Below are 21,822 nucleotides of genomic sequence, written 5' to 3' on the forward strand. Positions count from 1 at the left end.
GCCAGGAGATTAAGAAAAGCGATTGTTTACGATCGAATCCATCGTGAACAGTAATATACTGGGCGCATGGCCGACTTCGACCTGCGCCAGCTGACGACGATGCTCGCGATCGCCGAAGAGGGAACGTTCTCCCGGGCGGCGACCCGGCTGGGCTACACGCAATCGAGCGTGAGCCAGCACATCGCTGCCCTGGAACGAACCCTCGGCGGCGCGGTCTTCGATCGCCCGGGCGGCCCGCGCCCCGTGCGGATCACGCCGCTCGGCGCCGTGGTGCTCGAACACGGCCGGGAGGTACTGGCGAAGGCCGAAGCGCTGGGCCAGGCGGTCGACCGCTTCAAGGCGGGCGAAGGCCGCATCGACGTCGGCACCCTGCAGAGCGTCTCGCACGCGATCCTGCCGACCGTGCTGCGCCTCCTGCGCGAGGAACACCCCCGCTGCGAGATCCGGCTCTCGGAACCCGACGAGCCTCGGCTCGGCGAACTGGACCTGCTGTTCCACGACGGTCTCATCAGCGAAGACACCGAGCACGTCCTGCTGATGGAAGACCCCTACCTGGCCGTCGCACCTCCGGACACGCTGCCGTCGGGCCCGGTGCCCGCGCGGGAACTGGACGGCAAGCCGATGGTGGCCTGGCCGTCGACCTGCGACCAGCCCAGGCTCGAGCACTCCCTCGCGGAGGCCGGGGCCCGCCCGCGCATCGTGTTCCGCTCCGCGGGGAGCGAGACGATCCTGTCGATGGTGCGCGCCGGAATGGGCCTCGCGGTCCTGCCCTGGCTGGCGATCCACCAGGTCGTCTGCCGCGACTGCGGCGCGATCCACGGCCCCGAGGGATGGCCGGACCTGCAGGTCCACGACCTCGACCCGACCCCGGCGCGCTCGATCTACCTGCACTGGCCGCGCGGGCGGGACGCCGAGTCGCCCCTCGCGGCACGGACCATCGAGACGGCCGTCGAAGTGGCGCGGGAGCTGGCTCGGCAGGCTCCTGCTGTTCGGTCCTGACGCGGCGGGTGTTCCGAACGGCCTCGGGCTGCCCGGCAATTCGCTCCCGAACTGACCGAGCACGCCCACGCCCAGCCGGATACGGCTTTCCGCATCCGCGACCGAACCGCACGCCGCTGACTTGACGGAACCTTCCGCACCCGCACCGCCCGGCAACCCGGTGCCGTCGGTTCGCAGGCATCTTCCGCATCCGCGAACGAACCGCCGCCCCGCAATCCGGCACCGCCGGATCGAGCGCGCCCTCGACAGCAGGCATCGCCGACATCCCGCGCGAACCCGCCCCGCACCACCGGCTCAAGGGCACCCCGGCCGTCCGGGTCAGGCGACCGTCGCGTCCACCGTGACCTCGATGCTCCCGCCCAGAGCCTTCGAGTACGGGCAGGTCTGGTGCGCAGCCGCGGCCAGCGTGTCGGCGGTCTCCTGGTCGATCCCCGTCAGCTCCAGGTGCAGCGCGGCGCTGAGCCAGAAGTTCGCCTCGTCGTGGTGCAGGGTCACGTCCGCGACCACCGCGAGGTCGGCCAGCTTCACCTTCCGCTGCGCCGCGGCGATCCGCACCGCGCCCATGAAACACGACGACCAGCCGGCCGCGAGCAGCTGCTCCGGGTTCGTCGCGCCACCGTTGCCGCCCAGTTCCTTCGGGATGGCGAACTTCAGGTCGAGCGCGCCGTCGGACGAAACCGCGCGTCCCCCGTTGCGGCCTTCGCCGGTGGTGGTGACGACGGCGGTGTAAGTGGTTTCAGACATGGCTTTCCCTTTCCAGAACTTTTCAGAATCCGCTGAGGACGGTGCCGGTCAGCGCCGCCAGTGCGCCGAGAACTTCGCGGAACGCCAGGGTGATCGAGTCCATCGGACGTGACCTTTCAGCAGGAGACCGGGCCGGTCTCGGCGACCAGAGAACCTTCGCACGCACATTCGTCACCGGTCAAGACGGTTACGTATTTCTGTGATCCGCTACTCATAACCCCCTAGACTGGTTAGAGTTCCTTGCGTCGTGATTCATCACCTGTCAGACTGGTGCGCATGGAGCACGCCTTCCCCTGCGGGAACCCGGCACTGGACTTCGTCGGCACGCTGCGGGCCCGCCGCAACGACGAGCCGGCCGAGATGCTGGGGTCGCCGCGCAGCCTGGACGCCTGGTTCCGCGAGTCGGGGGTCACCGGCGCCGATCCGGGGAGCACGGCCGCTGACCTGGCGGGGGCGATCGCGGTCCGGGAGGCGATCTACGCCCTGGTCGCGGCCCGGCTCGTCGGCCATGAGTACGACCCGGAGGCGTTGACGCTGCTCAACGAGGCAGCCGCACAACCGGACGCGGTCCCGCAGCTGACCCGGGCCGGACGGCAGGTCCGGGCGACCGCGGCGCAGGCGTTGTCCACCGTGGCCCGGGCCGCGATCACGATCCTGGGCGGCCCGGACGCGGACCTGCTGAAGGAATGCGGACGACCGGAATGCACGCAGGTTTACCTGGACCATTCGCGCGGATCACGGCGCGAATGGTGCGCGATGGCCACCTGCGGAAACAAAATGAAGGCCGCGGCTTACCGGGCGCGACGGCGAGGAAATCCGCCGCTGACGCCCTCCCGGCAATCCTGACCCAGCCAGCGAAGCGAACGCCTCCCGGCAGATCAGCACTCGCCGGTCCGGCACTCCTGGCTTCCGGATGCCGAAGCACGTTCCGTCCCCCGGCTGCTCCCGTTCCGCCCGCCAACGCCCGAATTCCTCGCCCTGGGCAGGAGATTCCGCGATGAGGTCCCCATCGCCGCATCGTCCCGATGCTTCGCCCCAGCCGCGCAGCCACCTCGCGTTGCGCTGAGCCGGGAACAGCGCGGGCAAATCCACCAGCAGTCGCGTCATCGGTTCCAGGCGAGGATGTCGCAGCGGTGGTTCAAGCACCATGGCCGGGCGCGGGGAAACTCGGCCGAGGGCTCCGGCTCGGCGGCAGCCGGTTAGTCCGCTGAACGGGACTGCCGCTGAGCCCGTAAAGGCAACTGCGCTCGCCGGGACCGCCCCCACCGATGCTCACGTCTCGTCGAGCGCGACCTGCTCCCGATGGCCCACGAGACGGGCATGATCCCCGGCTCCCCACTGGCTGGCGGCGTCCTGACCAGCAAGCACACCCGCGCCGACCTGGCCGCGGCCACCCCCGGCGAGAGCGACCCGCCCTCGGCGCGGTCACCGAACGCAACCTGGCGCGGCCCGGCATCCCACGCGACATGCTCGCCAGCGCCCCCATCCGCACGGCGACCCGGCTGCCGAGGACCGCCGGGCCATTACCAGCCGCGCGAAAGCTGCCTCGCCCCGGCGAACACCTCAACCATTCAGTTGAGCATTTCCGGTCGAATACCTTCAACCCTCCGGAAGTCGGGGATTTCGACGACCGGGCAGAATCGCTGCACCGGACCACCCCGCCCGGCCGCTTTCCGTGCGCTCGCGCAGGTTCGCAATGTCCACTATGGACAGTCCAGAGCGGACGAAATCACGCAGGGTGGCCATGATCCGCATCAGGCCACCCGTCCGGCGCAATCAACGGAAAGCCTTCCGGTAAAACCACAAGCGAGAGTGGTCCGGGGTGACAACGTTGACGGATAACCACTGCCCCGCCTTTCTTTGCCAGCTGTTGACCTTTCCCGAGCGCCGGGCGTATGGTCTAGACCAAGAAGCCCACCCCCTTCGCTCACCCCCCGTGCGGGCCGGCTCCCGGAAAGCCGGTGCGTCGCTTTGTCGTACCCGCACGGGGAAACGAGCATTCCCCGAAGGAGCTGCCCATGAAAGCGAACCGGAAACTCGTCGCGGCCGCGGTCGGCACGGCGATCGCCCCGGTGCTCGTGCTGATCAGCCCGGCAGGCATCGCCAGCGCGCACGGGTACGTCAACGCGCCGGCGAGCCGGCAGGCCCAATGCGCGCAAGGAACCGTTTCCTGCGGCCAGATCAAGTACGAACCGCAGAGCGTCGAAGGGCCGAAGGGGCTGCACAGCTGCAGCGGCGGCAACGCCCAGTTCGCCGAGCTGAACGACAACAACAAGGGCTGGAAGGCGTCGCCGGTCGGCTCCTCGGTGGCCTTCACCTGGAAGTTCACCGCCCGGCACCGCACGTCCAACTACGAATACTGGATCGGCAACGACAAGATCGCCACCGTGGACGGCGGCGGCCAGCAGCCCCCGGCGACGGTCACCCACAACGTGAACCTCAAGGGGCACACCGGAAGGCAGACGGTGCTCGCCGTCTGGAACATCGCGGACACCGCGAACGCCTTCTACGCCTGCATCGACCTGCAGGTGAGCTGACCCGGAAAGTCCACACCGGACACTGAGGCACGGGCCGTGGCGGCGGCCCGTGCCTCGGCGTGCGTCCGGGGAATTCGCCGGGAATGACAAAACCAGCCAATTTCTCCCGCATTCGTTGACCCGCTTTCCCGCCCGTGACTAGCGTGCCGGTCACCGGAAAAGGGCACGACTCCAGGAGGCGGTTTTCCTTGATTTCCCGGCGAGTATTCCTCGGCGCATCCGCGGCAGCCGCGACATTTCCACTCTGGAACTCCGCGTTCGCCTCCGCGAGCACCCCCGACACCGCGAAGGTCGCTTTCGACGACCGGTCCGGCGCGGGCCAGACCTACGCGTACATCACCGGCACGACGCTGGACAACCGGCTCGTCATCCTGAAAGCCGATGGCACGCCGTACTATCCGCCGTCCCCGGGCAGCGACCACACGCCGCTCGGCGAGGACTGCGCGATCCCGCTCAAGTCGCTTTCCCAGGTCACCGTCCCGAAAATGTACGCGGCCCGGATCTATGTCGCGCTCGACAGCAAACTGGACTTCTTCGTCAACAAGGGCCCGGCTCTCGTGCACCCGAGCTTCCTGGCCGCCGACGACCCGAACTACAACCGGAACTGGTCGTTCTGCGAATTCACCTTCAACAACGACGTGCTGTTCGCCAACATCAGCTACGTCGACTTCGTCGCGATCCCGATCGGCCTGCACCTCACCACGACCGGCTCCGGCGACCAGACGGTCCCCGGACTGCCCGCGCGCTCGCTCGACCCGATCTGCGACGCCCTCAACGCCCAGGGCGGCAAATGGGGCACGCTCATCGAAACCGGCGGCGACGGAAAGCCGCTGCGCGCACTGTCCGCGCATTACCGCGCCGACCAATTCGGCGGATACCTCGACGGCTACATCGACGAGGTCTGGAAGAAATACGCCAGCGAGACGCTCACCGTCGACACCCAGGTGCCCGGCCTCGGCGCGTTCACCGGCCAGGTCGGCGCGGACGGCGTGCTCGCCTTCAACAACGGCGAGCGCTTCGACAAACCCGCCACGCCGGACGTATGGAGTTGCGACAGCGGACCGTTCGCCATCAAACAAGGCGACAGCGACGCCCGCAAGGCGATCATCCCCCGGCTCGCGGCGGCATTGAACCGCACCACCCTGCGCGACAATCCGAAACAGCCGACCGGCGAGGATCCGGCGAAGTTCTACCAGAACCCGGAAACCAACCACTACGCGCGAATCGTGCACAGCAAACTGCCGGACAACCGCGGATACGCCTTCCCGTACGACGACGTCTCCCCCGGCCCCGACTTCAGCGGCGCGGTCCAGGCCGGCGACCCGGACACGCTCACCATCACCGTCAACGCCTTGCGCTGAGCCAAAGACGTGCCGCGGTCCTTTTCGGACCGCGGCACGGTCATCCGGTGAGATCGCCTTCCCGCTCGTTCTTCGCCGCGTAGAAAGCCAGCTTCTCCTCGTCCACTTCCACGCCGAGCCCCGGTCCGGTCGGCACCGGCAACCGTCCGCCGGAAAGCCGCAGCGGTGCGACAATGTCGTCCGCGTGCAGGTAATACATGCTGTCGATCGCCCGCGACAGCACCGGCGTGCTGGCGACCACCGCCAGATGCGCCGCGGTCGCGATCCCGAGTTCGCCGCCGCTGTGCAGATTCATTCCGAGCCCGAACGTCTCGCAATGCGCCGCAAGCGCTTTCGTCGCCGCGATGCCGCCCCATTTGTAAACGTCACCGTGGATCACGTCGACCGCACCCAGCCGCACCGCCGGAGCGAACTCCTCGAACCGTACCACGCACATGTTGGTGCACAAGGGAATCCGCACCTTCGCGCGAACCTGGCTCATCCCCTCGATGCCCGCGCATGGGTCTTCGAGATACTCCAGGTCCAGTTCCTCCAACGCGATCCCGGCACGGATCGAATCCGGCACCGACCACGCGGCATTGGGATCGACCCGCAACTCGATCTCCGGCAACGCCCTCCGCAGCTCCCGCAGAATCCGGACATCGCCCCGAACGTCGCGCGTACCCTTCAATTTCACCGCAGAGAAGCCGCCCTCGGCGACCACTCTCGCCGCATGCTCGGCCAATCCCTGCGCGAGTTCTTTCCCTTCCGCACCAGGCGCGTCGGCGCGGGTGATCAAGGCCGTGATCGGCACCTCGGTCCGCACCGCCCCGCCCAGCAGGTCAGTCACGGACTGCCCGGTGACCCGTCCGATGAGGTCCCAGCACGCGACGTCCAGCCCGGCCAGCGCCGCATATCCCAGATAGCCGTGGAAAAACGGCACCATGTGCCGCCGGCGATGAAACGCTTCGAGCGCGAACGGGCTGGTCCCGATCATGTCCGCGCCCAGTTTCCGGGTCAGCTCCGCGACCGGCCGACCCCACATCGTCTCGCCCCAGCCCTCGGCCCCGGTGTCCGTGCGCAGCCGCACCACCGTGCGGGTCTCGCCGGTCTTGGTCTCGAACGAACTGGTGAACGGATTCGTCAACGGCAGATTCACGACCCACACGTCAACACTGGTGATCTTCATGCCCGCTGCCCCAACTCCGCCGAAACGACCAGCTGAATCGGTTCCAGTTCGACATTGTCCACCGCCGCCTCGGCCCCCGGCATTTCCTCGATCGCCGGCTCGGCGTTCAGCAACACCCGAAACACCCGCGGCAGCACCGTCCGCCCGACGAGATCCTCCGCGAGCGCCGCCGCTTCCGTGCTGTCCATTGTGTACTGTGCAGCCAGATATTCGGCGAGCCGCGCGTACATCACCGCGAACATCGCGTCGTAGTACGCCTTCGCGCTGTCCGGCAACCGCTCGGCAGCCGCGATGCAAAGCCGGCACGTCCGCGCCTGCGACTCCCAGGTCAGCAACTGCTGGAACCGCCCGCAGAACAACGCGACCGCCTCGACCGGGTCGTCCGCGTACGCGTCCGGGGTCATCAGCTTGCCGAGGTACAGCTCGCGGACCAGGTCGAGCACCGCGAGGAACAGCCTGTCCTTGCTCTCGAAGTGCGCGTACAGCGACCGCTTGGACGTCCCCGCGCTGGCCGCGACCGCGTCCATCGACGCCCGTTCGAACCCGGTTTCGAGGAACACGTTCTTCGCCGCCAGCAGGATGTGCTTGCGCAACTCCGCACCCCGCAGCTGCGAACCGCCTTCACGCGCCATCCTTGCCTCCGCCAAAAGTAAACGGTACGGTGGAGTTTACTTCCTGCTCCACCTCTTCGACAGTCTCCTGGAGTGCCCGCATGATCGTCGTCACCGCCCCCACCGGGAACATCGGCAGCCGCGTACTCGCCGCGATCGCCGACGGAGCCCACCCCGTCCGCGCGATCGTCCGCGATCCGGCGAAACTGCCCGCTGACCTGCGCGAACGCATTGACGTCCAGGTCGGTTCACACGGCGATCCCGAGGTCCTCGCCCGCGCCTTCGACGGCGCCGACACCGTGTTCTGGCTAGTCCCGCCCGACCGGCGAGCCGCGAGCGTCGACGAGGCCTACTCCGGCTTCGCGCGCCCCGCCGTCGAGGCGATCCGCACCCACGGCGTCCGCCGGGTGGTATCGGTCAGCGCACTCGGCCGCGGCACCGCCTCCGCCGAGCGAGCCGGACACGTCACCGCCACCCTGGCGATGGACGACCTCATCGCCGACACCGGCGTCGCCTTCCGCGCGCTGGCGAATCCGACCTTTATGGACAATCTGCTGCGCCAAGCGTCGGTGATCAAGGCACAAGGCACTTTCTACGACGTCCTGCCGCCGGATTACGCCGCCCCGACCGTCTGCACGCGCGACATCGCCGCGGTCGCTTCCCGACTGCTGCTCGATCCATTGTGGACCGGCCGGGAAGAGGTCCCCGTGCTCGGCCCGGAAGACCTTTCGCCCGACCAGGAAGCTGCCGTCATCAGCGAAGTGCTGGGCATTTCGGTCAAGTACCAGCAAATCCCGGTCTCCGCACTCGGTGCGCAGGTCCTCGCGAACGGTCACTCCGAGGCGATGGCACAGTCCATGATGGACATGGCGACCGCGAAGCTGAACCATCTGGACGAGGGCGTGGTCCGAACTCCGCAGCATGCCGCGGAAACGCCGACGACTTTCCGGCAGTGGTGCGAAGAATCCCTCAAGCCCGCGGTGGAAAAGGCCTGATCCGCCCTACCGCCCGCTGTGGGCCAGCCCAGCCAGGATGTGCTCCAGCCCGCGGCGAAAGGTCCGTTCGTAACGATCATCGGCATGCGGCGTTTCCGCTTCGACCATGATCCGGCTCAGATGCGGATAATCGCCGCTGCCGATGATCAAATCGCCGTACTGCGCCTGCGCCGCCAACCAGGTCGGCATGTCCGTTCCGGACCGCCGAGCCGTTTCCTGTTCGGCCAGTTCGTCGAGGACGTGGCCGCGGACGAACGTCAGCACCGTGCCTACCTGGGCCAAGACCTCGTCCGCGGCCAGGCCCAACTTGTCCACCGTCGCGTACGCCGCGTCCAACCACGCCAGACTGTTCGGCCCGAGCGCCGGACGAGTCGCGGGCATCGCGGCCAGCCAGGGATGCCGCACCACCAGAGCGCGGTACTCCCCGGCGATCGCGCGCAGGTCCGCCCGCCAATCCCCGGTCGGCTTCGGCGGTTCACGCTCCCCGAAAGCGGCGTCGATCATCAGGTCGAACAGCTCGTCCTTGGTGGCGATGTAGCGGTACAGCGTCGTCGTTCCGGTGCCCATCTCCGCCGCGACCCGGCGCAAAGACACCGCCTCGAGGCCTTCCGCGTCAGCGACCCGGATAGCCGCAGCCGCGAGATCGGCCCGGCTGTGCGCCGGACGCGGTCCCCGGCTCCCACGCTCCGGTCGCAGCCAGATCGGCGGCCGCACGTCGTCAACCATGGCCCGCATTATTGCGAACACTGTGCGCGGTTCGCTAGGGTCGACTTTATGCGAACACTGTGCCCAGGTAATCGGGCGGACCCGTGACCGAGTACCGCACCGGCTCGGTCACTTCCGCCGACGGAACCGTCATCGGATACCGCCAACTAGGCAGCGGTCCGGCCGTGCTCCTTCTGCACGGCGGCATGCAGGCAGCGCAGCACCTGATGAAGCTCGCGACCGCGCTTGCGGACGAATTCACCGTCTGCGTACCCGACCGGCGCGGCCGCGGACTCAGCGGACCGCACGGCGCCGAGTACGGGATCGCGCGGGAGACCGAAGACCTGCGCGCTCTGGCTGAAGAAACGGGCGCCGCACAGGTTTTCGGCCTCAGCTCAGGCGCACTCATCGCTTTGCGAAGCGCCCTTTCCGTCCCCGAGATCAGCGCGGTCGCCCTGTACGAACCACCGCTCTCGGTCAACGGTTCGGTGCCGCTGGAGTGGGTGCCGCGCTACGAACGCGAACTCGCCCGGGGGCGGCTGTCCTCCGCACTGGCGACGGTTTTGCAGGGATTGGCGATCGAACCGGCGCTCAACCGGATCCCGCGATTCGCACTGGTGCCCCTGATGGCGATCGGCTCGCGCCTGCAACGCCGATCCAGCGCCGACGTGCCGATCCCAGCGCTCATCCCGACCCACCACTTCGACATACAGTTGGTCGAGGAATTGGCCGACACCGCAAGGGATTACGCTAGTTTAGACGCGCGAGTCCTGCTGCTCGGAGGGAGCAGAAGCCCGGCGTTCCTCCGTGTCGCACTGGACGAACTCTCCGCCACGATCCCGCACGCACAACGAATCACGTTCCCCGGACTGGGCCATTCCGGCCCAGACGACGACGGTTCCCCGGACCGGGTCGCCGAGGCTTTGCGCACTTTCTTCGCGGCTTGACTGCCCCGCCGCCAACCCTCGGCAGGCATCGGAAAGCGATGCAGCACCCGTGCCCCGCGGCGGCTCCCCTTCTCGCGCCGATGCGCTACGACCCCGCCTCCGCCAACGCGACACGGCTCGGCTCGGCTCACTAACGCGAGGCTGGCCTGTTCCTGGCAACGCGACACGGGCTCGGCTCGCCAACGCGAGACTGGCCCGTTTCTGGCAACGCGACACGGGCTCCACTCGCCAACGCGAGACTGACCTGTTCCTGGCAACGCGACACGGCCTCGGCTCGCCAACGCGAGACGAGCCCATCCGCCAACACGACCCCGTCCGGCCGCGCGACACCAGCCAGTCCCGGCAAGGCGACCGGAGCCCGCCCTGGCGAAGCGATGCGTGCCCCGTCGCGGATCGGATCGCAGCCGAGGCGGTCACCAACCCGGCTCTCCCCCGCACGCCGCACCGCCCTCAATGGCACTCAGTGCACTTCACTTGCCGACCGGCAAGCGTCTCACCTGGGTTCGGCGTCGCGCAGCGCAGCGCCGATCCGGGTCACCACCTCGTGCAACGGCGTCGCAGTGCTGAGCACCGCCACCACCGTGCCCGGCTCCGCCTCACCGGTTGCCTTCGAGCCGGACGTCCGGAACGCGTCCGCGACCAGGGTGAACGCCTCCGTCGCCGCAGCTTCGATGTCGTCGCGGCCGCCGCTGCGCAGCCAGCGTCGCAGGACATGGTTGTTGGCCGCCGCGATCGCCGCCGCGGCCACGGCCGCCCGGAGCGTCGCGGTCTCGTCGCCAGCCGCGGCGAAGCGGTCCTGGAGGTAGCGGGCGAGGACACGCTGATAGCGGTCGACCGTCGCGACTTCCTTGTCCCGCAACGACGGCACCGTGCGAGTGAGACTGAATCGCTTGAGCGAGACGTCCAGCTCCGCAGCATAAGATTCCAGCACGAGGGACACCGCCGCGGTCGCCACCTCGATCGGATCGCGCGCCGGATCGGCGGTCTCGAAGACCTGCTCCATCTCGGCGACGATCTCGTCGTGATTGGCGAAGAGGACGTCGTCCTTACTGTCGAAGTACCGGAAAAACGTCCGCCGCCCGACGCCCGCCGCCGCGGCGATGTCGTCGATGGTCGTCGCCTCGTACCCGTTGGCGGCGAAGAGATCCACGGCCGCCGTAGCGAGCGCACGACGCAACTGCCGCCGCCCGGCCGGCGTGGCCCCGACCCGGGTGCGCGGCGTCTCCGTCATTCCCGAACGGTAGCAGCCCGGGTTGCTAGTGGCACTGAGTGCCGTTAGCATGGGCAGGCACCCCATGCGAGCGGAAGGCGTCGACGATGACTCTCGACCAGCAACTGCGGCCCGACCACCACACCGGCCCAGACCCGGCAGACGCGTATTACGGCGGGGTGTTCGGCTGGTCCGTCCGACGGCAGGGCGCGCGCCTGTTCCTGACTTTGGAAAACGGCCTGTGCGCGGTGACCCTGCCGAAACTCACCTCGGGCCCGGTGCGCAACCACCTGTCCGCCCTGGGCTGCGAAGGCCCGTCCCTGATCCTCCCCACCCAGCACGGCCCGCGCCTGGCCATCCTCGCCGAAACCGACGGCGAACTGCTCCTGCGAGGCACCCTGCCGCCCGACGTAACAGTCATGGACAGCGGCGCGCTCCTCCCCCTGCCGACCGGTCACCAAGCCCCCGGCATGGGCCCGGAATGGCTGACCGCCCCCGACCCGAGGCACCGCTGGCTGCCGAGCGTGAGCGCAGTACTGGCCGGGGTGCGCCAGCGCCCCTGACCCTTCCCGCTCGCACGGCCTTTCCGCGAGCACGGCGTCAGAGACTCCGCCCACTCCCTTTCGCGACACCTCTTCCGCGAGTTCCCTTCGCGACACCGCCCCCACCTCGCCCCGATTGGAGTCAATGAGGGGACCCCTCATTGACTCTGATTCCGTGAGGGTTCCCCTCACGCACCTCCCGCGCGCCGTGAAGGAGCCCTTCACGTACCTAGATTCCCTCAAGGAGCCCTTCACGGCCCCGCCCGCACCCCCGCTCGCACCCGATGCAGGATTTCGGCGCACCCACCGCACCCAACGCGGCATTCGGTGCATCCCACGCACCCAATGTGGCATTCGGTGCGTCACATGCACCCAACGCCACATTGGGGCGCTAAAACCGCCACCGCGAACCCGCCGCAACCAGCCACCCAAGCCGCGTACCGCCCGCACCACCGCAGCCGATGCACCCAACGAGCCAAGGCACCCACACCCCCGCAACCCCGATACGCAGCCAAAAACACGGCGCGGGGGTGCTTGTCAAGGCATCTTTCCCGCCTTGACAAGCACCCCCGCGCCGTAGTCACACTCAGGCTGAGGGGTGGTGGGCCAACCTCAAACGCAATGTCGCCGCCAGGCGACGAGCCGACCGAGCTGCCCAGGAAGCTCAAACACAAACCCCACCCAGGACAGCCGCAGCCTCCACGACCATCCCGTCCACCTCCCCCGCCAACCGCTCAATCTCCCCCCACCACCGCGAATCCCGCCCGGAATCCGGAATCAGCGAAGTCCCCACCAGCAACAACAACGTATCCACCTCATACGCCCGATCCGCCAACCGCAACAACGGCACCGGATCCCCGCCCGAATCCCCGGCAGCAAAACGACAAGCCGCATGCCCCAGCTCCCGGCACACCGTCCGCAACCGCTCCCGCACCGCGTCCGCGCGCGGGTCCGCTCGAGGACCGCCGGTTCGGATATTCCACGCCACCGAAAGCAGACAGCGCCCGGCATCGTCCATCGCCGTGTTCGTCACCGGGCGAGTCTGGAAGCACCCTCCCCGCCGCGGGTGACCCGACACGCGCAGCTCACCGCATCGAGTGAAGCAACCGCACCGTCGCGTCAAGCGGCAGGCGATCGTCCGCCGCGCGCGCGAGGAAATCCTTGATCCGCTGGCCGTCCGGAGTCAGCGAATCCACGTCGTTGACTTCCGCGCTCGCCGCTTCCAACGTCCCCAGCCCGGCATTGTGGTGCGCGTCCCGGACCGCGTTCCGCAGCACCGCCAGTTCCGTCGCCGACGGTCCCCGCTTCTCCGCCCGCAGCCGCTCGACGATCCGGAGCACCTGCGGCGAATGCGCGGCCAGCGACTGCCGCCCGGCGAAGGACGCGACCATCCGCGGCGTCGCCCGCGTCTCGGCAGGCGGCGGTGGCACCTCGACCGCCTCGCCGACTACCCGCAGACTCTCCAGCGCCGCAGCACGCCGGCGTTCACTCTCGCGCACCCGCGCGAGCGGATCCTTCCGCCGGGACGCCGCGATCGAGCGAGCGTCCGCCCGGGCCCGCTCCCCCACGTCGGTCAGGCGCGAGCGCCGTTGGTACGTGCCCTCGTCGGCGGCCTGCTTGCGCCGGTTCGCGAGCCAGGCCTCGAAGGTCTGCCCGCGCCGGGGCGGCTCGCGCACCTCAGCCATGTCGGAGGCCGAGTCGTCGGCGAACCAGGCCTTCATCCGCGAGCGCAGGAAGTCGCCCGGCTTCTCGCTCGCGCGGCGCGGCCGCTGACGGGTCCCGTCCGGCAGGGCGCTCATCGCGATCAGCAGCGCGTCCGGGCAGTATCCGTTGGAGTACCAGAACTCCAGCTGCCGCTCGACGTCGTCGCGTTCCTCCCGCGTCAGCCGCTCGGACACCCAGCCCATGCGGCGGACCAGCACGCCCGTCGACTGGGCGCGTTCGCGCGCGTCGGCGGGCACGACCGTGGACGGCCACTCCTGATCCGCGATCCGCACCATGCCACACCTCCCTTGCCGACGACGCCTACGTTATCCCCCCGCACCGACAATTACCCGGCCCGCCGCAGCACCGCCACCGTGTTCGCCGCCACGATCACCCCGACCGCCGCCCACGCGACGGCGTCGAGCCGCTGGTCGAGCAGCACCAGCCCGACGAGCGCGGCCATCACCGGGTTGACGCTCATGAACGCCCCGAAGAACTGCGTCGGCACCCGGCGCAATGCCATCAGATCGACGAGAAACGGCAGCGCCGACGACAGCAGCCCGGCGGTGAGCGCCGCCGCGAGCGCGCCGGGCGTCGGCGGGTGGTGCAGCATCGCGAACACCCCGATCGGCACGTACAGGAGACCGGACACCCCGGCCGCGGCAGCCGAACCCGCCGCCCCGGGCAGGCGACGGCCGACGGTCCGGTTCAGCAGGATGTAGCAGGCCCAGCACGACGCGGCGACCAGCGCGAGCCCCATCCCGAGGTAGTCGGTGCTCGGCTGCGGCCGCATCAGCGCGCCGACCGCGACCGCGGCGGCCACCGCGCACGCCAGGTCCGTCCGGCGCCGGGAGCCGGCCAGCGCGATCGCCAGCGGGCCGAGGAATTCCAGCGTCACGGCCAGTCCGAGGCCGATCCGGTCGACCGCAGTGTAGAGAGACAGGTTCATCGTCGCGAACACCGCGGCCAAGGCGAGCACCGGCCACCACTGCCGCGCGGTGAAGGTCCGCAGCCGCGGCCGTCCGACCGCGAGCAGCACCACGGCCGCCACCCATTGGCGGACCGCCACCACGCCAGGCGGGCCGAGCACCGGGAACGCGAGCGCCGCGGTCGCCGCGCCGACCTGGTTCGACAGCGCGCTTCCGAGCAGCATCGCGGCGCCGGCCGCCCGGGCGTCGCCGCCGCGCGTGCGCGGAGCCAGTTCCGTAGTCGCCATGCGGTCGAGCATGCGACCGGCCGATCCATGCGCAAAATGCATTGACCGCATCAGCGATACGCTGGACGCATGGATCTGGAGCTGCGCCAGCTGCGCTGCCTCGTGACGATCGTGGACGCGGGCACGTTCACCGACGCCGCGCTGGAACTCGGCGTCTCGCAGGCGGCGGTATCCCGGAATCTGGCGTCGCTGGAACGGGTTCTCGGCGTGCAGCTGCTGCATCGCACCAGCCGGAGCCTCGAGCCGACGACCGCGGGCGTCCAGGTGCTCGCCCGCGCCCGGCATCTGCTCGCCGAGGCCGACGACCTCGTCCGCGAAGCGACCACCGGGCACACGCGGCTGCGCATGGGCCACGCGTGGTCGGCGATGGGCAGGCACACCGCGGAGTTCCAGCGTCGCTGGGCCGCCCGGTACCCGGACGTCGAACTGCTGCTCGTGCGCGCCAACACCGCGACCGCCGGGCTGGCAGAAGGACTCGTCGATCTCGCCGTGGTGCGCCACCAGGTGCCGTCGGGCAAGTACGCGCACGCGGCGGTCGGCCGCGAGGACCGCTACTGCGCCATGGCCGTCGACGATCCGCTCGCCGGACGCCGCACCGTCACGCTCGCCGATCTCGCGTCGCGGCTGCTGGTGATCGATCCGCGCACCGGCACCACTTCCGCCGAGCTGTGGCCGCCGGAAGCGCGCCCGCGGATCGAGTACACGCACGACGTCGACGACTGGCTGGCCGCCATCGCCACCGGCCGCTGCGTCGGCGTCACCCCGCATTCCACGGTGACGCAGTACCGCCGCGACGGCATCGTGTACCGCCGGGTCCGCGACGCGCCGCCGGTGCCGGTCCAGCTCGCGTGGCGCGCCCACGATCCGCATCCGGCCACGCACGCCGCGGTGGCGTTGCTCGGCGAGCTGTACCGGAAGCCGCCGAAAACCGCTTCCGCGCGCCCGCGATAGTCCACTGTGGATCTTGAACCCGGGGCGATCATTTTCCGTTGACGCGGCGGCGCGGGGCGGCAATGATGAAGTCGTCCAGCCACGAAAGGAACCACGGAATGCCGCGTCGCACCGAACGCATGCACCTGTCGGGCATTCCCGGCTCCGCGCCATGACGTGGCCTGCCACGCCGTGAGCGAGGAGCCGCCCGCCGGAACGCCGGCCGGGCGGCTTTTGCGTTCGCGGCCCGTTCAGCCCCGAAAGGAGGTGCCCGTCGCCATGGGAGTCCTGGTTCTCAATGCCGGCTACGAGCCCCTGCACACCGTCTCGCTCCCCCATGCCATCCGGATGCTGGTCCGCCAGGTCGCGGTCGTCCACGAAAGCGACGGGCCGGACCTCGGCGTCTTCCCGCGGCCGAAGGTGGTGCGGCTGCTGCGCTACGTCGTGATGAAATGGCGCTATTCCGGGCCGCCGCGCTGGTCGCGTACCGGCGTGCTGCGGCGAGACCGGCACACGTGCGCCTACTGCGGGCGCCGGGCCACCACGGTCGACCACATCACGCCGGTGTCGCGCGGCGGTCCGCGCACGAGCTGGCTCAACACCGTCGCGGCCTGCGGCGGATCGGCGCGCAGCTGCAACGCGCGCAAGGCCGACCGCACGCCCGCCGAAGCCGGGCTGACGCTGCGTTTCCCGCCGCGCGTCCCGCGGTGGGAGGAGCTGCATCCGCTGGCCGGACTGTCCACATGAGACTCACGCTAGGCTGTACCCCGTGAAGGGCTTGCTGCTGCGGCTGTCCGCGGTCGATTCCGGCGCGGAAACGGCGGTGCGCGTCATCGCGTATTTCGACGAGCTGATCGCCCGGCGCGCGACGCTGCCGGATTTGCTGCGCGCTACGGCTTTTCTCGCGGAATGCGCAGCCGGGATTCGCCGTGCGGACGGAACCGTGCTCCGGTACCGGCCGACCGGCGAACCCGGCGGCGACGGCCCGGTGCCGCCCGGCGCGGTCGTCGCGGACCTCGACGGCGCCGGGCGGGTCTGGCTGGAACGCGCGGGCGAACCGGGACCGCTCGACGACCTGGTGCTCGAACGGCTCGCGATTGCGGCGAAGGTGCTCAACCCGGTCGAACCGCCGCCTGCCGCACCGCATCTCGCCGACCCGGCGCTGGTCGAGCTGGTACTGGGCGAGCAGGCGGCGGACGAGGACCGGGCGCGGGCGCTGACCCTGCTCGGCCTGGACACCGCGCGCCCGCTGCGAGTGGTGGCGGTCGCTTCGGGCGCGGGCCGCGATGCCGGCGCGGACGCGGTCGCGCTCGTCGCCCGCGGCAAACCGCTCGGCGCGCGGGTGGCCGTGGTCGGAGGGGTGGCCGCGGTGCTGGTGCAACCGCGCGAGGGCCCGGATTCGGTTGTCCCGACGCTGAACGAGACGTTGGCGTTGCGGGCCAAGGACCGCACGCTGCCCCGGGTGGGAGTCGGCGACGCGGTGGACGGCCTCGAAGCCCGGCGCTCGTGGCTGCAAGCCCGTCTGGCACAACGATTCGCGGCGACCGCACGGCCGTTGATCGTGCACGAGGACCTCGGCGCGGTGACGCTGCTGGCGGAGATCCCGGTCGAGCACCTGCGCGCGCAGCCGGACGTGCTGGCGTTGAACGCGCTCGCCGAGAGCGGCGATCTGGAAACGCTGGAAGCCTTCTGCCGCACGGGTTCTCTCCGCCAGGCGGCGATCGCGCTGCACCGGCACCACAGTTCGGTGGCGGCGCGGCTGGCGCACGTGGAGGACGCACTGGGATGGTCGCTGGACGACCCGGCGGGACGATTCCGGGCTCGGCTGGCGTTGGCGGCGCGGAGGTTGGCGAACAGCGAGATCTCGTGAGTGTCGATGCCGGTTCTCACCGGAACAGACACTCACGAGAACCCCGGCCTCAGCCCTCCTCGACCCCCAGCACCCGAGCCAGCACCGCCCGGCGCTCCGCGACCTCCCGGCGGCTCACCGTCGCGTGCTGGATCACCCCGGAACCGTGGAATGTCCCCGGGAACAAGTGCAGTTCCGTAGGCACCCCAGCCGCCAAAAGGCTTTGTGCGTAAGCGATTCCCTCGTCGCGCAGCGGGTCGAACTCCATCACCGAAACGTACGCGGGCGGCAATCCGGAGAGATCCGTCGCCCGGGCAGGCGCCGCATAAATCGGGACGTCCGAACCGCCGCGCTTGACCGCTTCGCCGAGGTAGTAGTCCCAGCTCGTCTCGGCGGCTCCGCGGTGCCAGATCGGCGTGTCCGCGAACCGGCGCATGCTGCCGGTCTCGAGGCGGTCGTCCAGTTCGGGCACGGCGAGGAACTGGAACGCGATCGCCGGGCCGCCGCGGTCGCGGGCCAGCAGGGCGAGCGCCGCGGCCAGTCCGCCGCCCGCGCTCACGCCGTACAGCACCACCTTTTCCGGGTCGATGCCCAGTTCGTCCGCGTGCTTGACCGACCATTCGAGCGCCGCGTAGCAGTCCTCCAGCCCGGCCGGGTACGGATTCTCCGGCGCGAGCCGGTACTCGACCGACACGATCACGACGCCGAGGTCCCTGGCCAGTTCGAGGTTGGCCGCGTGGTCGACCTCCAGGTCGCCCAGCGCGAAACCGCCGCCGTGGATGTCGAACACCAGCGCCTTCGTCGCGACGCGATCGGGCGTGTACACGCGGATCGGGATGTCGCCTTCGGGACCGGGCACGGACTCGTCGCGCGTGCGCACGCCGGTTTCGTCGAAGTCTCCTTGCATCGTGGCGATCAGCTCGGCCATGCCCGCCCGTGCGGCAGCGATGTCGTGCAGGTCGACCTCGGGCAGCATCGGGACCGCGGCGGCGATTTCGGGATCGAACGGATAACTCATCGACGGCCTCCGTCTTCCAGGGGAAGACTCCATCGTGCCGAAATCCCGGACCCGGCGGGCACCGCCACGCGTCGCGTACCGAGCGCGTTCCTCCCGCCGACTGGCGCGTGCCCCGCCTCAGCGCCCCACTTTCTTCCAGATCACCACGATCCCGACGACCGCCGCCAGCACCGCCCCCAGCACGATCAGCCCCTTCACGAACAGATCGTGCACGAGGTGCTGCAGCATCTCGTCCCCGTCGGCGAGCAGCACCGCGTTCACCGACCGGACCGCTTCCGGCCCGGGTCCTCGTCCAGCCACCGCGCGGCGTGGCGCACGACCTCGCCGCCGACCCGCCCGCGCACTCCCCGCGCCCCGCGCCGGTCCATCGCCCTGGCCGCGGATTTCGCCAGCACCGCCGCGCCTTCGCGCACGCGCTCCCCCTTGCCGCGCCGCCGCAGCGAAACGATCAGCGCGAACGCGCCCAGCCCGACGACCACGACGATCCCGGCGATGATGCCGAACCGGATCAGCAGGATGTTCAGCACCGTCTCCACAGCGCACCCCTTTCTGTCACACCTGTGATACAAACCGTTTCTATCACGGCTGTGATATAAAAGTCCAGTGCCTAGAGTGGTGGACGGGGAAGAGCGGCGCGCGCACATCGCCGACGCGGTGCTGCGGCTGGCCGCGAAGGACGGGCTGCACGCGGTCTCGCTGCGCGCGGTGGCGGCGGAATCGGGCCTGAACATCGGTTCGGTGCGGCATTACTTCGACAGCCAGCACGCGCTGATGCGGTTCGCGATGCGCACCACCATCGACCGGACGACCGCGCGGCTCGTCGAACGCCGCGAGAAGATCGGTTCGCTGTCGGAGCTGCCGCCGGACGAGGCCGTCGACCAGCTCGCCGAGTTCCTTTCCGAACTGCTGCCGCTGGACGAACGACGGCGCACCGAGGTGACCGTGCTGGTCGAATTCCTGATGGCCGCGCGCGCCGACCCGGGGCTGGACGACCTGGCCCGGGAAGCGGTCCAGGGCACTGTGACGCTGGCCCGCCGCATCCTCGACGCCCAGGCCCGCAGCGGCCGCTTCGAGCCGAAGGACCCCGAAGTCGAGGCGCCCCGGCTGGCCGCGCTGCTGGACGGGCTCGCGTTCCGGGCCGTGCTGCAGCCGGGGCTCACCTCGCCGGAGGAGTGCGTCGCCGTCCTTCGCGCGCATCTCGCCGAACTCGTCCGACCGGTGGGTGACACCCAGGTGTGAGCGGCGCGGAGACCGGGTAACCGGCGGAACTGGAGCGGTTCCAGATCCCGGGGAGGACTCCGATGCCGGACTCGGCGGCGACGCTGCGAGCGGCGGGCCTGCGCGTCACCAAACCGCGGCAAGCCGTGCTCGGCTGGCTCGGCGAGCATCCGCACGCGACGGTCGAGGCGATCGCCGCGGGCGTGCGCGAAAGCCTGGGCAGCGTGTCGATCCAGGCGGTCTACGACGTGCTCGCCGCGTGCGGCGACGCGGGTCTCGTCCGCCGGATCGAGCTGTCCGGGCATCCGGCGCGGTTCGAACGGCGGACCGGCGACAACCACCACCACGTGGTGTGCCGCCGCTGCGGCCGGGCCGAGGACGTCGACTGCGTCCGCGGCGAGGCCCCCTGCCTCACGCCGCACGACCGGCGCGGGTTCGCCGTCGACGAGGCCGAGATCGTCTTCTGGGGTCTGTGCCCGGACTGCTCCGGCGTTTCCGACCACCACGAGGAGCTCGCGAGATGACCGAAGAACCGAAACCCCCGGCGACCACCACGGACTCCGGGATCCCGGCCGAGAGCGACGAGCATTCGCTCACCGTCGGCCCGGGCGGCCCGATCCTGCTGCAGGACCACTACCTGATCGAGCAGATGGCGCAGTTCAACCGGGAACGGGTGCCGGAGCGGCAGCCGCACGCGAAGGGCAGCGGCGCGTTCGGGCACTTCGAGGTGACGAACGACGTCAGCCGCTTCACCAAGGCGGCGGTGTTCCAGCCGGGCACGAAAACCGAGATGGCCGCCCGGTTCTCCACGGTGGCCGGCGAACGCGGCAGCCCGGACACCTGGCGCGACCCGCGCGGGTTCGCGCTGAAGTTCTACACCTCCGAGGGCAACTACGACCTCGTCGGCAACAACACCCCGGTGTTCTTCATCAAGGACCCGCTGAAGTTCCAGCACTTCATCCGGTCGCAGAAACGCCGCGCGGACAGCAACCTGCGCGACCACGACATGCAGTGGGACTTCTGGACGCTGTCCCCCGAATCGGCGCACCAGGTCACCTGGCTGATGGGCGACCGGGGGATCCCGCGCACGTGGCGGCACATGAACGGCTACAGCTCGCACACCTACATGTGGGTCAACGCCGCGGGCGAGAAGTTCTGGGTCAAATACCACTTCAAGACCGACCAGGGCGTCGAGCACTTCACCCAGCACGAGGCCGACCAGATGGCGGCGGCGGACACCGACTACCACACCCGCGACCTGTTCGAGGCCATCGCGCGCGGCGACTACCCGAGCTGGACCCTGCACGTGCAGGTCATGCCGTTCGAGGACGCGAAGACCTACCGGTTCAACCCGTTCGACCTGACGAAGGTGTGGCCGCACGGCGACTACCCGCTGATCGAGGTCGGGCGGATGACGCTGAACCGCAACCCGACCGACCACCACGCCGAGATCGAGCAGGCCGCGTTCGAGCCGAACAACATGGTGCCCGGCATCGGCCCGAGCCCGGACCGGATGCTGCTGGGCAGGCTGTTCGCCTACGCCGACGCACACCGGTACCGGATCGGCGCGAACTACAAGCAGCTTCCGGTGAACGCCCCGCACGCGCCGGTGCACAGCTACAGCAAGGACGGCGCGATGCGCTACACGAAGGTCTCCGACCCGGTGTACGCGCCGAACTCCAAGGGCGGCCCGCGCGCGGACACCGAACGCTACGGCACGCCCGCCGGCTGGCACGCCGACGGCGAGATGGTCCGCTCGGCCTACGTCGACCACGCCGAGGACGACGACTGGACCCAGCCGGGCACGCTCGTGCGCGAGGTGCTGAACGACGCCGAGCGCGAGCGGCTGGTCGACAACATCGTCGGGCACCTGCTCAACGGGGTGACCGAACCGGTGCTGAAGCGGGCCTTCGAGTACTGGCACAACGTGGACAAGGACCTCGGCGACCGCGTCGAGTCCGGCGTGCGCGCGAAGCAGGACGAGAAGGACCCGAAGGCGGCCGAGCAGGCGAACCCGGCCCGGGAGAGCATGCAGCGCAAGGCATAAGGCGATCCCGAAAGCGGCGGT

At 69.7% G+C, this 21,822-nt stretch carries 23 protein-coding genes; 13 read left to right on the plus strand and 10 right to left on the minus strand.

Features of this window, described 5'->3' with window-relative positions:
- The first annotated feature begins 66 nt into the window (after positions 1 to 66).
- Positions 67 to 999: a LysR family transcriptional regulator gene (locus FKO37_RS33935; RefSeq protein ID WP_238607178.1), complete on the plus strand. Its 933-nt coding sequence runs from the start codon at positions 67 to 69 to the stop codon at positions 997 to 999.
- A gap of 318 nt (positions 1,000 to 1,317) precedes the next feature.
- Here FKO37_RS33935 and FKO37_RS33940 read toward each other — a convergent pair whose 3' ends face one another.
- The gene (locus FKO37_RS33940; RefSeq protein ID WP_037819396.1) at positions 1,318 to 1,743 is read right to left on the minus strand and encodes an Ohr family peroxiredoxin; all 426 of its coding nucleotides are present in this window, start codon (positions 1,741 to 1,743) and stop codon (positions 1,318 to 1,320) included.
- A 276-nt stretch (positions 1,744 to 2,019) separates the two neighbouring features.
- Here FKO37_RS33940 and FKO37_RS33945 point away from each other — a divergent pair, with 276 nt between their 5' ends.
- The 3 genes from FKO37_RS33945 to FKO37_RS33955 all read left to right on the plus strand — a co-directional run bounded on the left by FKO37_RS33945 (position 2,020) and on the right by FKO37_RS33955 (position 5,641).
- On the plus strand, positions 2,020 to 2,589 hold the full coding sequence (locus FKO37_RS33945; RefSeq protein ID WP_134734298.1) for an ABATE domain-containing protein: 570 nt from the start codon (positions 2,020 to 2,022) through the stop codon (positions 2,587 to 2,589).
- A 1,172-nt stretch (positions 2,590 to 3,761) separates the two neighbouring features.
- Positions 3,762 to 4,280, plus strand: coding sequence for a lytic polysaccharide monooxygenase auxiliary activity family 9 protein (locus FKO37_RS33950; RefSeq protein ID WP_134669873.1), 519 nt, complete (start codon positions 3,762 to 3,764; stop codon positions 4,278 to 4,280).
- A 188-nt stretch (positions 4,281 to 4,468) separates the two neighbouring features.
- Positions 4,469 to 5,641: a glycoside hydrolase family 64 protein gene (locus FKO37_RS33955; RefSeq protein WP_238607179.1), complete on the plus strand. Its 1,173-nt coding sequence runs from the start codon at positions 4,469 to 4,471 to the stop codon at positions 5,639 to 5,641.
- Between the two features lie 40 nt (positions 5,642 to 5,681).
- Here FKO37_RS33955 and FKO37_RS33960 read toward each other — a convergent pair whose 3' ends face one another.
- Positions 5,682 to 6,809: a mandelate racemase/muconate lactonizing enzyme family protein gene (locus FKO37_RS33960; protein WP_238607180.1), complete on the minus strand. Its 1,128-nt coding sequence runs from the start codon at positions 6,807 to 6,809 to the stop codon at positions 5,682 to 5,684.
- Complete coding sequence (locus FKO37_RS33965; protein ID WP_238607181.1) at positions 6,806 to 7,441, minus strand: TetR/AcrR family transcriptional regulator; 636 nt, start codon at positions 7,439 to 7,441, stop codon at positions 6,806 to 6,808. Before FKO37_RS33965 ends, FKO37_RS33960 begins: the two co-directional genes overlap by 4 nt.
- Positions 7,442 to 7,521: 80 nt before the next feature.
- On the opposite strand from FKO37_RS33965, the gene FKO37_RS33970 reads away from it, so the two are divergent.
- Positions 7,522 to 8,415, plus strand: a complete 894-nt coding sequence (locus FKO37_RS33970) for an NAD(P)H-binding protein (RefSeq protein ID WP_238607182.1) — start codon at positions 7,522 to 7,524, stop codon at positions 8,413 to 8,415.
- A 6-nt stretch (positions 8,416 to 8,421) separates the two neighbouring features.
- On the opposite strand, the gene FKO37_RS33975 is transcribed toward FKO37_RS33970, so the two are convergent.
- Positions 8,422 to 9,141: a TetR/AcrR family transcriptional regulator gene (locus tag FKO37_RS33975; RefSeq protein ID WP_238607183.1), complete on the minus strand. Its 720-nt coding sequence runs from the start codon at positions 9,139 to 9,141 to the stop codon at positions 8,422 to 8,424.
- An 83-nt stretch (positions 9,142 to 9,224) separates the two neighbouring features.
- Here FKO37_RS33975 and FKO37_RS33980 point away from each other — a divergent pair, with 83 nt between their 5' ends.
- Positions 9,225 to 10,067 (plus strand): alpha/beta fold hydrolase, encoded by an 843-nt coding sequence (locus tag FKO37_RS33980; protein ID WP_238607184.1) that lies wholly within the window; start codon positions 9,225 to 9,227, stop codon positions 10,065 to 10,067.
- A gap of 493 nt (positions 10,068 to 10,560) precedes the next feature.
- On the opposite strand, the gene FKO37_RS33985 is transcribed toward FKO37_RS33980, so the two are convergent.
- The gene (locus FKO37_RS33985; RefSeq protein WP_037819382.1) at positions 10,561 to 11,298 is read right to left on the minus strand and encodes a TetR family transcriptional regulator; all 738 of its coding nucleotides are present in this window, start codon (positions 11,296 to 11,298) and stop codon (positions 10,561 to 10,563) included.
- 86 nt (positions 11,299 to 11,384) lie between these two features.
- On the opposite strand from FKO37_RS33985, the gene FKO37_RS33990 reads away from it, so the two are divergent.
- Positions 11,385 to 11,840, plus strand: a complete 456-nt coding sequence (locus FKO37_RS33990; RefSeq protein ID WP_238607185.1) for a hypothetical protein — start codon at positions 11,385 to 11,387, stop codon at positions 11,838 to 11,840.
- Positions 11,841 to 12,904: 1,064 nt separating this feature from the next.
- Here the strand turns inward: FKO37_RS33990 and FKO37_RS33995 are convergent.
- Both FKO37_RS33995 and FKO37_RS34000 read right to left on the minus strand, forming a co-directional pair.
- Positions 12,905 to 13,819: a hypothetical protein gene (locus FKO37_RS33995; protein ID WP_238607186.1), complete on the minus strand. Its 915-nt coding sequence runs from the start codon at positions 13,817 to 13,819 to the stop codon at positions 12,905 to 12,907.
- A gap of 50 nt (positions 13,820 to 13,869) precedes the next feature.
- Positions 13,870 to 14,739, minus strand: coding sequence for a DMT family transporter (locus FKO37_RS34000; RefSeq protein ID WP_238607187.1), 870 nt, complete (start codon positions 14,737 to 14,739; stop codon positions 13,870 to 13,872).
- A 69-nt stretch (positions 14,740 to 14,808) separates the two neighbouring features.
- Here FKO37_RS34000 and FKO37_RS34005 point away from each other — a divergent pair, with 69 nt between their 5' ends.
- From FKO37_RS34005 to FKO37_RS34015, 3 genes are all read left to right on the plus strand, one after another.
- Positions 14,809 to 15,690 (plus strand): LysR family transcriptional regulator, encoded by an 882-nt coding sequence (locus FKO37_RS34005; RefSeq protein ID WP_037818684.1) that lies wholly within the window; start codon positions 14,809 to 14,811, stop codon positions 15,688 to 15,690.
- A 258-nt stretch (positions 15,691 to 15,948) separates the two neighbouring features.
- Positions 15,949 to 16,416, plus strand: coding sequence for an HNH endonuclease (locus FKO37_RS34010; protein WP_037818681.1), 468 nt, complete (start codon positions 15,949 to 15,951; stop codon positions 16,414 to 16,416).
- Positions 16,417 to 16,438: 22 nt separating this feature from the next.
- Positions 16,439 to 17,539 carry a helix-turn-helix domain-containing protein gene (locus FKO37_RS34015; RefSeq protein WP_238607188.1) on the plus strand — a complete coding sequence of 367 codons (1,101 nt, stop codon included), beginning with the start codon at positions 16,439 to 16,441 and terminating at the stop codon, positions 17,537 to 17,539.
- A 49-nt stretch (positions 17,540 to 17,588) separates the two neighbouring features.
- Here the strand turns inward: FKO37_RS34015 and FKO37_RS34020 are convergent, their stop codons facing one another.
- The 3 genes from FKO37_RS34020 to FKO37_RS34030 form a co-directional block, all read right to left on the minus strand.
- Complete coding sequence (locus tag FKO37_RS34020) at positions 17,589 to 18,536, minus strand: alpha/beta hydrolase (protein ID WP_238607189.1); 948 nt, start codon at positions 18,534 to 18,536, stop codon at positions 17,589 to 17,591.
- 117 nt (positions 18,537 to 18,653) lie between these two features.
- Positions 18,654 to 18,797 carry a hypothetical protein gene (locus tag FKO37_RS34025; protein ID WP_238607190.1) on the minus strand — a complete coding sequence of 48 codons (144 nt, stop codon included), beginning with the start codon at positions 18,795 to 18,797 and terminating at the stop codon, positions 18,654 to 18,656.
- Positions 18,794 to 19,072 (minus strand): hypothetical protein, encoded by a 279-nt coding sequence (locus FKO37_RS34030; RefSeq protein WP_043833512.1) that lies wholly within the window; start codon positions 19,070 to 19,072, stop codon positions 18,794 to 18,796. The genes FKO37_RS34025 and FKO37_RS34030 overlap by 4 nt, the downstream gene beginning before the upstream one ends.
- A 67-nt stretch (positions 19,073 to 19,139) precedes the next feature.
- On the opposite strand from FKO37_RS34030, the gene FKO37_RS34035 reads away from it, so the two are divergent.
- From FKO37_RS34035 to FKO37_RS34045, 3 genes are all read left to right on the plus strand, one after another.
- Entirely contained in the window at positions 19,140 to 19,775 is a 636-nt protein-coding gene (locus tag FKO37_RS34035) for a TetR/AcrR family transcriptional regulator (protein WP_134733268.1), read from the plus strand.
- 62 nt (positions 19,776 to 19,837) lie between these two features.
- Positions 19,838 to 20,278, plus strand: coding sequence for a Fur family transcriptional regulator (locus FKO37_RS34040; protein ID WP_037818672.1), 441 nt, complete (start codon positions 19,838 to 19,840; stop codon positions 20,276 to 20,278).
- A complete protein-coding gene (locus FKO37_RS34045; RefSeq protein ID WP_037818670.1) occupies positions 20,275 to 21,801 on the plus strand; it encodes a catalase in 1,527 nt (508 codons plus the stop codon). Before FKO37_RS34040 ends, FKO37_RS34045 begins: the two co-directional genes overlap by 4 nt.
- The last annotated feature ends 21 nt before the right edge of the window (positions 21,802 to 21,822 follow it).

This window comes from Amycolatopsis sp. Poz14 (assembly GCF_006704225.1).
GTDB lineage: Bacteria > Actinomycetota > Actinomycetes > Mycobacteriales > Pseudonocardiaceae > Amycolatopsis > Amycolatopsis nivea.